The following is a 10,030-nucleotide window of genomic DNA, read 5'->3' as shown; positions in this document are numbered from 1 at the left end:
CGCCCGCGAGGCCGAGCGCGAGCGCCGCGAACCGCGCCGCCGTCGCGGCGCCGATCGGGCCGTCGGCCGCGGCGAGGGTGATCGCGACCTCGACCGGCGCCCACAGCGCGCAGCCGACGGCGGCGGCCGCCGCCGCCCGCCGGGCGTCGGATGCGAACAGTCGGCGCAGGTGGGGCTCGGTCATCCTCAGCGGCGCAGCCGGTGCTTGACCAGCACCCACATCGCTTCGAAGCCGTCGGTCCACCGCACCTTCTTGCCGTCGGCGTGATCGCGCGCGGTGTAGGCGATGGGAACCTCGACGATGCGGATGCCGCGCTTGCCGACCTTGGCGGTGACCTCGGGGCAAAACTCGAAACCCTCGCATTCGAGGTCGAGTTCGCGCAGAAGGTCGGTCCGAAAGATCTTGAAGCAGGTGGCCTCGTCGGTGATCCCCACGCCGTACAGCAGGTTCGCCGTGGTCGTGAGGATGCGGTTGGCGACGTAGTTGGGCAGGCGCATGCCGTCGGGCCGCGCCTTGGCGAGGAACCGCGATCCGTAGACCACGTCGGCCCCCGCGCGCACCGCCTCGAGCATCGGCGGGTAGTCGGTGACCTCGTATTCGAGGTCGGCGTCCTGGATGAGGCAGTAGTCGCCGGTGGCGGCGGCCAGCGCCGTGCGGATCGCCGCGCCCTTGCCCCGGTTTCGCTCGTGGCGCACCAGCACGATGCGGTCGTCCGTCGCGCGCGCGGCCTCGATCTCGGCCACCGTGCGGTCGGTCGAGCCGTCGTCGCACACGATGATCTCCTTGTCGAAGCCGAGCGACTCGGTGTCGACCGCGCACACCTGGCGCAGCACCTCGCCGATGGTGCGCTCCTCCTGGTAGGCCGGGATCAGGATCGACAGCCGCATGAAACGCCTGGTGTTACCACGTTCGCGCGGCGCCGGGTCACCGCGGCTCCCAGATCCGCTCGATGTAGCGCCAGCCGCGGTCGGCGCCCGGACCGCGCTCGGGCACCCGCGCGTAGCCGACCAGCGCCGCGGCGGCGAGGGCGGCGGCGATCGCGGTGCGCCGCCACCGGTGCCGGTCGCGGCCGGCGGTCAGCGCGGCGGTCACCGCGGCCGCGCCGGCGAACGCGGGCAGGTAGGCGGCGATGCCGCGCAAACCCAGCAGCGTGCCGGCCGAGTACGGCGCCATGCCCTCGGCGACCAACCGCATCGATACCGACCGCAGCGGGTTCGTGAAGTTCGGCCACGGCCAGTGCGGGAACGTCGACGCGGCCAGCACGTAGACGGCGACGCCGATCCACACGAGCGCCAGCGCCACCGTCGCGATCGCGGGCCGGCGGTCGACCGCCGCGAGCCCCGCCGCCGCGAGCCAGCCGGCAAACGGGATCGCGGCGGCGATGTAGCGCGGTCCGACGCTCCAGCCGCCGCGGCCGAACTCCGGCACGGTGGATCCGAGAAACAGCACGTACGCCGCGACGACCGCCGCGCACACGGCGGCCTCGGCGCCGACGCGGCGGCGGGCGGCCCCGTCGCGCGCGATCGCGACCGCGCCGGCGACGGCGAGCGCGACCCACGGGCTGAGCCACAGCAGGCCGTTGTCGGGCGCGACGAGCGCGTTGGCCATCGCGCGCGCGTTCGGACCGACGATGCCGAGCACGCCGCGGGCATGCGCCGGGTCCGGCGCGAACGCGTAGCCGGTGCGCCACGGCGCGCCGAAGCACGCGGTGTGATACGCGGCCAGCGCCGCCGCGGCCGGCGCGGCGCCGGCGAGCGCGAGCGCGGCATGGCGCCATCGGCGCGGCGCGCGCGCCAGCAGGTACAGCCCGACCGCGAGGCCGGCGATCGCCGCCTGGTAGTCGACGAGCACCGCGAGCCCGGCGAGGGCACCGGTCGCGGCGGCCCACCGGCCGGGCCGGCGCAGGTCGGGCGTGCGCGCCAGCGCGATCGCGCACGCGAAGCTCGCGCCGCACAGGGCCGCGGCGACTTGATGCGAGTAAAACAGGATCGAGTAGGGCAGGGCGAGCGAGCCGAGCGCGTAGGCCGCCAGCGCCGTGTCGGCCGCGCGCGGCGCGCCGGGGGCGAACCGGCGCGCGACCGCCCAGAACACGGGCAAAAACGCCAGCGCCGGCACGGCGACCGCCGACAGTCGAAACGCCCAGGTCAGCTCGCGCAGCGACGGCGTGCCGCCGGCGACCGCGTGCCAGCCCTTGACCGCGAGGTAGGCCGGGACCGCCAGCAGCGACAGACCCGGCGCCTTGTTCGAGAAGTGGCGGCCGTCGGGGGTGCGCGACACGTCGAACCGCGAGCCGAGTTCGGGCAGGCGCGCGTCGATCGCGAACGTCCCGCGGTCGACCATCTCCGTGGTCAAAAAGATCCGCGGCAGCTCGTTGGCGCTCTTGAGCTGGCCGAAGTACGGGCACGAGTAGAGCGTGACCGCGGCGAGCGCGCACAGAAACCACGGGCGGCGCACGCTCAGACCGTACACCATGCTACACCACCGCGCATGCGAACCGACGGACGAGCGGCCGCCGCGGCCGCGGCGGTGGCGGTGGCGATCGCGTGTCGCGGCGGCGACGGACAGCGCGCGGCGGCGCGGGGCGACGACGCGGCGCCGGCGGCGAGCGTGCCGCAGGCGCTCGAGCGGCGGTGCGGCCGCGGCGACTGGGAGGCGTGCCGCAACCTCGGCGTGATGTACATGGAGGGCGTCGGCGTCGCGGCCGACCCGTCGCGCGCGCGCGAGCTGTTTGCTCGCGCGTGCGACGCGGACTACGCCAAGGCGTGCAACAACCTCGGACAGTTGGTTGCGCACGGAGTCGGCGTCGCCGTCGACGAGCCGCGCGGCGCCCGGCTGTTCGCCAAGGCGTGCGACGCCGGCGAGCCGCTCGCGTGCTGGAACCTGGCCCGGATGGCGCTGCAGGGCCGCGGCGTCCCGCGCGACGTGCAGCGCGCGCGCGCGCTGTTCGACAAGGTGTGCGCCGCCGGCGTGCCGTTCGGCTGCCGCAGCCTCGGCGAGCTGGTCGCCAGTGGCGAGGCCGGGCCGCGCGACGACGCGCGCGCGGCGCAGCTGTTCGCGCGGGCGTGCGACGGCGGCGACCCGGTGGCGTGTCGCTACCTCGGCGAGATGTACGCGGTCGGCCGCGGGGTCGCGCGCGGGCACGCGCCGGCGGCCGTGTGGTTCGGCAAGGGATGCGAGCGCGGCGACGGGCCCGCCTGCCGCCAGGCGGGCTTGCTGGCGGGCGCCGGACTGGGCGGGCCGCGCGACGAGGACCGCGCCAAGGCGCTGCTGGCGCGCGCGTGCGACCTCGACGATGCGCTCGGCTGCCGGCAGCTCGCCGAGGTGCTCGCCGCCGCCGGCGGCGACGCGGCCGAGGTCGCGCGGCTGCGCGCGCGGGCGTGCGCGCTCGGCGACCGCGGCGCGTGCCCGCCGGCCGACGCCGGCCCGTGACGCGGCGCGCGGCGACCGCCGCGCAAGGAGCCGGGCGCGAGGACGTACGCCGAAGATCGCCCGCAGATCGCGACCGCAGCCAGCGGCTGTGCGCAACAGCCTCCCGGGGAGGCCCCTACTTGCCGCGTTTGGCGTACGTTCCGATCAGCGTCGCCTGGGCGAGCACGTGCCCCTCCACCGCGGCGAGCAGGTCGCGCTTGGTCGGCGCGGTGAGCCCGGTCGGCGCGAGCAGGGTGTCGAGCGCGTACAGCTTGTGGACGTACCGGTGCCGGCCGATGGGCGGGCACGGACCGCCGTAGCCGACCCGCTTCCAGTCGTTGGTCCCCTGGCGCGCGCCGGGCGGCAGGCCGCCGGCCGCGGCGTTTTCGGCCAGCGCGGCGACGTCCGCCGGGATGTCGAACACGACCCAGTGGACCCAGGTCATCTTCGGCGCCGCCGGATCCGGCGCGTCCGGGTCGTCGACGATGAGCGCGAACGAGCGCGTACCCGCCGGCGCGCCGCTCCACGCCAGCGGCGGCGACACGTCGTCGCCCTCGCAGGTGTACTTCGGGGGGATCGACTCGCCGTCGGCGAACGCCGGGGATTCGAGTTTCATGGCAGCCTCCGGTGCAGACGGCGCCGACGCGCTGCGGCCGGCGGCGACCGCGCCCTTGGAGGTCGCGCGCTCGGCCTGGGCGCCGGCGGAGCGCGGCGGCGGGCTGGCCGCGTCCTTCGCACATCCTGCCACCGCCGCGATCGCGATGGCGGCGACCGTGTGGACCCCTGGCGTCATCCGTGACCCCGTCGCGCTCGTCGCCAGTCTGCCACAACCGCGGGCCGCCGGCGCAGCGCCGCGGATCACATTTTTGTCGCGCCGGCGCCCCCCCCGCCGCCGCCCGCTGCGGTACAGTCGCCGTATGAATTCGCGATGGGGGGGACTGCCGAGGGCGTGGCTCGTGATCGCGGCGGCGGCCGCCGGCTGTGGAAACAAGACCGCGGCCACGCCCGAGGGCGGCAAGGACGAGGCGGCCGACACGGCCGGGCGCGGCGCCGACGCGCTGTGGGCGCTGGCGCCCGCCGGTGCCGCGGCGGGAGTCGTGTTCGCGCCCGGCAGCATCGACGCCGCGTATCGCGTGCTGTCCGAGGTCGAACGGGTCGCGGCGGCGCGTCCGTCGTCGCAGCGGCTGTACGGCGCGCTGCGAGCCGCGCTCGCGGCGACGCCCGCGAACAAGCTATTGGACCGCGAGCGGTTCGTCCGCATGGGCGTGGATCTGTCGCGCGGGTTCGCGCTGTTTTTCGACGAGCGGATGCAGGTCGTCGGCGGAACGCTGCCGTTTCGCGACCTGGCCGCGATGGCCGGGGTCGCGAACAAGCCCGTCGTCAAACGCGGCGACCGCGACGTGATCGAACGCAGCGACGGCGGCGTGTGCGCGATGGCCGGCGGCCGGGTGATGTGCGCCCGCGACCTGGCCGCGATCGACGCGATGGCGGCGGGCGACGGCGGGGCGCTCGCGGCGCGCGTCCGGGCGCTGCCCGCCCATCGCCGCGGCGACGTGGAGTTCATGGCCGACATCGCGCGCATCGACACGCTGAGGACCGGATTCGCGAAGCGGCTCGCGCTGCGCGACCCCGGCCTGCTGGCGGTCGCGGTTCGCATCGGCGGCGGAGTGCTCGCGGCCAACGTGGCGGCCGAGGGCGTGCTGCCGCTACCGCTGCGGGATCCGGCGGCCGTGCCGGCGGCGGTGCGCCCTCGCCCGGAGCGCGCCGTCGGGCTCGTCGCCGTCCACCTGGATTGGCCGGCGCTGCTCGGCGCGCTGCCGCCGCTGCCGCCCGAGATCCCGATCCCGGGCGGGCGGGATCTGCGCCGCGACGTGATCGAGCAGATCGCGGGCGACATGACGCTGTCGACGCCGCTGGGCGCGAGGCCGCAGGCGGGGGCGGGCGGACCGGCCGGCGTCGGCGAGGCGGCGATCGCCGTGCGCGACGGCGACGCGGTGCGGGCGGCGCTGCCCGGGCTGTGCGCGCTCGCCGAGCGCGAGATCCCCAGCGCCACCGCGGCCACCGACGAGGGCGTCTGCCGGCTCACGTTCCCGGCGAGCGACGCGACCGTCGGACAGCCCCTGGTCGTGCGCGCGTCCGTCGCCGACGGTGCCCTGCGCATCGCTGCCGGTCTGGGCGGGCCGGGCGACGCGCCGGCAGCCGACGGGCCGGCGCCGAGCGCGCACACGGCGCCCCTTGTGCGGGATGCGCACGTCGTCGTGTGGGGCCGGTCGTTCGACCCGTTCGCCGCCGCACCGGCCGAGGCCAAGGCGGCGGCGTCCGCGGTGTTGGCGCGGATCGCCGGCGTGACGCCGGAGCAGCTCGACGGCGCGCGCTGGGCGCTGGCGCACATCGCCGAGGCCGGCGTCGGCCTCACCGCGCGGGGCGGCGGCTACGACCTGTCGGTGGTCGTCGTCAGCCACGCCGCCGATCCCGACGACGTGTACCGCGCGTACGAGGCGGCCGTCGCGCGCGACCTCGACGGCGACCACGACGGCTATCTCGCGGCCATGCGCGAACTCGCGGCGCGGGCCGGCACCCTCGCGGGGCGGCAGGCGGCCATCGTCGCCCGCGGCGCGCCGCCGGCGGGCGGGACGACCGCCATCGCGGCGGCCATCGCGATCCCCGCGTTCATCAAGTACGCGCGCCGGGCGAAGACGTCGGAGGCGCGCGTGTTGCTTTCCCAACTCTATCGAGCAGCCGAGGCCGCCCGCGCCGCGGGCAAGCGCCTCGCGAGCGTCGGGCCGACGCCGCCGCTGGGCACCTGCTGTCGCGCCGGGGGAGCGCGGTGCGCCCCGCGCGCCGACCTGTGGGACCACCCGACGTGGCGCGCGCTCCAGTTCGAGGTAGCCGATCCGCACTACTATCACTACCAGTACGTCGCGGACGGAGATGGCTTCGTCGTCCGCGCGCTGGGCGACCTCGACTGCGACGGCGCGTACTCGACGTTCGAGATACGGCCCGGCGCGGAGGGCCCGGTGACCAGCGCGACCGACGAACTCGAGTAGCGGCGGACGTCCGTTCGCGCGCGCGAGCCGGCCGCTGGCGCGCCGGCCGGCGGAGCCCACGCGGATCACGCGACGCGATGAAGCGGCGCTTCGCCGCGCAGGACGCGCGCGATGTTGTCCGCCACGAGGTCTGCCGTGCGGGCGAACGTCTCGGCGGTCGAGCCCGCGACGTGCGGCAGCGTGACGACGTCGTCGCGGGCGTACAGCGGATCGAGCGGGTCCCAGGGTTCGGACCAGTAGGTGTCCAGGCCGAGGCCGCCGAGCCGCCCGTCCGCGAGCGCGGCCTCGACGGCGTCGCGGTCGACGATCGGGCCGCGGGCGCAGTTGACGAGCAGCGCGCCCGGCTTGACGCGGGCGAGCGCGTCCGCGTCGATCAGTCCGCGGGTCTCGCGGGTGAGCGGGCAGTGCAGGCTGATGACGTCGGACTCGCGCAGCAGCCGGTCGAACTCGGCGGCGGTGCTGGACGAGCGCACGGCCAGCACGCGCATCCCGATCGCACCGGCGATGCGCGCCAGCGCGCTGCCCGACCGACCGAGGCCGACGATGCCGAGCGTCTTGCCGCGCAGCTCGACCCCGGCGGGGACGCCGATCGCGCGCTCGGCGAACGCCCGCTGTGCGGGCCGAAGTCGGCGCGCGAGCGCCAAGATCAGCAGCAGGGCGGCTTCGGCGACCGAGTCGGCGTTGCATCCCGGGGCGTTGCACACCGGAACGCCGCGCTCGGCCGCTGCGGCGAGATCGATGCCGTCGTAGCCGGCGGCAGGCTGCTGGATGAGCCGCAGATCCGCGGGCGCCCCGATCGCCGCCCGGTCGATGCGGCAGTTCGAGGGCAGGATGACGTGCACGTCGCGCAGCTGGTCGATCAGGTCCGCGTTCGGGTCGCGGACGGCGATGTGCACGCCCGCGGGAACGCGCGCGCGGACGGCGCGCTCGATCGCATCGACCACCGGCAGCCAGCCGGTGCCGCAAAACAGCACCTTCATGGCGCCACACCGTAGCAGGTTGTGGCGCATCGACCTCGCTGCGATCCGCCGCCGTCGCCGGTTGGCGGGCCGGAACGTTCCGATCGAGCTCCGCGGCGCGCACGCACGCGCACATGGGGCCTGCGCGCGGCGGACTTCGCCGGTCTGTCGCTGCAGTCGCCGGCCGATCCGGCGTGGACCACCGATCTCCAGTGCGGGGCGCGTCCTCCGTCGAGTCCGGGATCGCGTGACCGATCGCCATCCGCGAGCACTCGTTGCGACCGGGGCGGGGAGTCTCGGCCCGCGCGGCGCCGCCGGCGGTGCGGCGCCGCGAATTCGTCGCGGCGCGCGCGACATCGGTGAACCGGCGATCGCGTGCCCCCTAGATCTGGTAGGCGCCGGTCACGCCGCCGCGCTCGGTGTGCCCGGTGAGGACGCGGGCGCGCTCCAGGGCGCGGCGAGCGCTGTTGAACACGCCGTCGCTGGCGGGGAATACGTTGTCCCGGCCGATCAAGTCGACCAGCCCGAACGACTCGAGTTGGCGCATGACGTCGGGGCGCACACCGCAAAACAGCACGTGTCCGCCGCGCTTTTGCATCAGCTGGATGAACTGTGCAAACGCGAACAGCACCGTGCCGTCGACGAAGTGCGTGCGCTTGAGCCGAAACACCGCCACCTTCACGTCGCTGGCGGCCAGCTCGCCGAGCCGCGCGGACAGCTCCTCCTCCACGGCGAAGAACAGGTCGCCCTCGAGCTGCAGGAACACCACGTCCTGATCGAGCTCGGCCATGGACTCGACCGGCACTTCCTGGAAGGACTGGCCGCCGAGGTAGACCATGCGCGCCATGCGCAGTTTGCCCGCCTGGCGCAGGTACAGCGCGATGTTGAGGAACACCCCGACGTAGATCGCGTAGGCCAGCGGCAGCAGCAGCGCGGCCGCAAAGGTGCCCAGACACGTCACCGCGTCGGCCCGGCTCGTGCGGACCATGCGCAGGATCGCGGGCACGTCGATGAGCGTATACGCGACGTAAAACAGGATCGCCGCGAGCACGGCCAGCGGGATGTGGCGCGCCAGCGGCGCCAGCGCCAGAAAGATGATCGCGTTGGACACGGCGCACACGAGGCCGGCCACGCGCGTCCGCGCGCCGACCTGGTACTGCAGCGCCGTGCGCGTGAAGCTGCCGGACCCCGGCATGCACGAAAACAGGCTGCCCAGGACGTTGGCGATGCCCTGGCCGAAGAACTCCTGATCGGCGCTGATGCGCTGGCCGGTCCGCTGGGCGATCGACTTGGCGATGGCCACCGACTCGAGCATTCCGAGCAGCGCGATGGCGAGCGCGCCCGGCAGCAGCGCCTCGATCTCGGACACCGACGCGCGCGGCAGCCGGACCGACGGCAGGCCGCGCGGCAGCGGGCCGACGGTGGGCACGTCGAGGCCGCCGAGCCATACGGCCGCCGCGCCGCCGGCTACCACGATCAGCGGAGCCGGCACCCACTCGGGCAGCTTGCGCGCGAAGAGCAACAGGGCCAGGGCGGCGGCGCCGAGGGCGACGGCGACGGGGTTGGCGGCGGCGACGTGCGTCGCGATCGACGCCGCGCGGCCCACGGCGCCGGGCAGGTCGACGCGGTCGACGTGTCCCGGCAGCCCGAGGAACGCCGGCACCTGCTCGAGGAAGATCAGCACGCCGGCTCCTGCGGTGAACCCGATCATGACGCCGCGGCTCACATAGCGCACGAGCCGGCCCATGCTCGCGGCGGCGAACGCGAGCTGCAGCAGTCCTTTGATCATCCCGAGCGCGATGACCAGCCGCACGTAGTCGTGCGGGTCGTGGGTCACGCGCGAGACGACGGCGGCGATCAGCAGGCTCTGCGTGTTGGTGGGCCCGACCGACAGGAACGGGCTGGAGGTAAACAGCGAGCCGAAGGCGGCGAGGAAGATCGCCGTATACAAGCCGTAGACCGGGGGGACGCCGGCGATGACCGCGAACGCCATCGATTGCGGGATGTCCACGACCGACACGGTCAACCCCGCGACGAGGTCGCGCGGGAAGTCGGCGCGCCGGTAGCTCCGCAGGGTACGGATCGGCGGCATGAACGGCGCGAGCAGATCCAAGACGCGCGGATTATGTCACGCGCATCGCGGGCGTCGCCTCGTGCGCGGGGGCGAGCCCTCGCACCGGGAAGCGGCGCGACGGCTCGACCCGTACCGGGCTCGCCACGAGCGGGGCCGCGGCTCCAGCGGAGCGAAGACGTGCCGATCCAATATGCCTCGCTCGCCGCGCGCGGGGACGCGGCAGTGCGTTGCGTCCCTCGCAGGGCAGTCCTCGCTCGCCGCCCGCAGGCAGAGTGGATCGGGGTTCGCGCCGTGTCGGGCACCGCGGCCGCGCGCACCCGCGCCGAGCGTTGGGCGGCGGGCGGCGGGCGGCATGTGGCGCGACGGTCAAGCGACCGGGGCGCGACCGCCGCCGTCACACGCGAGCCGCCCGGAACTCGCCGGCGGACCTGTCCTCGGCTGGCGCCGCGCGGCACGCGACAGCCCGCGCCGCGGCTGGCCGGACACGGCGGCGCGGGTTCGCGGCCGGTGGCGACCTGTACGCCGGCACACCGACCGGGGG

7 protein-coding genes are annotated in these 10,030 nt (G+C 75.3%); 2 read left to right on the top strand and 5 right to left on the bottom strand.

Features of this window, described 5'->3' with window-relative positions:
• Both D6689_15215 and D6689_15210 read right to left on the bottom strand, forming a co-directional pair.
• A partial coding sequence (locus D6689_15215; protein RMH39945.1) for a hypothetical protein occupies positions 1-184 on the bottom strand: 184 nt, incomplete at its 3' end.
• Positions 185-186: 2 nt separating this feature from the next.
• Positions 187-888 (bottom strand): glycosyltransferase family 2 protein, encoded by a 702-nt coding sequence (locus D6689_15210; protein ID RMH39944.1) that lies wholly within the window; start codon positions 886-888, stop codon positions 187-189.
• 763 nt (positions 889-1,651) lie between these two features.
• On the opposite strand from D6689_15210, the gene D6689_15205 reads away from it, so the two are divergent.
• Positions 1,652-3,430, top strand: coding sequence for a sel1 repeat family protein (locus D6689_15205; protein ID RMH39943.1), 1,779 nt, complete (start codon positions 1,652-1,654; stop codon positions 3,428-3,430).
• Between the two features lie 115 nt (positions 3,431-3,545).
• Here the strand turns inward: D6689_15205 and D6689_15200 are convergent, their stop codons facing one another.
• Entirely contained in the window at positions 3,546-4,025 is a 480-nt protein-coding gene (locus tag D6689_15200; GenBank protein RMH39946.1) for a YbhB/YbcL family Raf kinase inhibitor-like protein, read from the bottom strand.
• A 340-nt stretch (positions 4,026-4,365) separates the two neighbouring features.
• On the opposite strand from D6689_15200, the gene D6689_15195 reads away from it, so the two are divergent.
• Positions 4,366-6,456, top strand: coding sequence for a hypothetical protein (locus tag D6689_15195; protein ID RMH39942.1), 2,091 nt, complete (start codon positions 4,366-4,368; stop codon positions 6,454-6,456).
• Positions 6,457-6,521: 65 nt separating this feature from the next.
• Here the strand turns inward: D6689_15195 and D6689_15190 are convergent, their stop codons facing one another.
• Both D6689_15190 and D6689_15185 read right to left on the bottom strand, forming a co-directional pair.
• Positions 6,522-7,772, bottom strand: a complete 1,251-nt coding sequence (locus D6689_15190; GenBank protein ID RMH39941.1) for a hypothetical protein — start codon at positions 7,770-7,772, stop codon at positions 6,522-6,524.
• Between the two features lie 25 nt (positions 7,773-7,797).
• Entirely contained in the window at positions 7,798-9,528 is a 1,731-nt protein-coding gene (locus D6689_15185) for a SulP family inorganic anion transporter (protein ID RMH39940.1), read from the bottom strand.
• Positions 9,529-10,030 lie beyond the last annotated feature (502 nt).

The sequence above is a fragment of the Deltaproteobacteria bacterium genome (assembly GCA_003696105.1).
Classification (GTDB): domain Bacteria; phylum Myxococcota_A; class Polyangia; order Haliangiales; family J016; genus J016.
The sequence above is the reverse complement of the archived record's forward strand: the minus strand, read 5'-3'. Positions and strand labels throughout refer to the sequence as shown.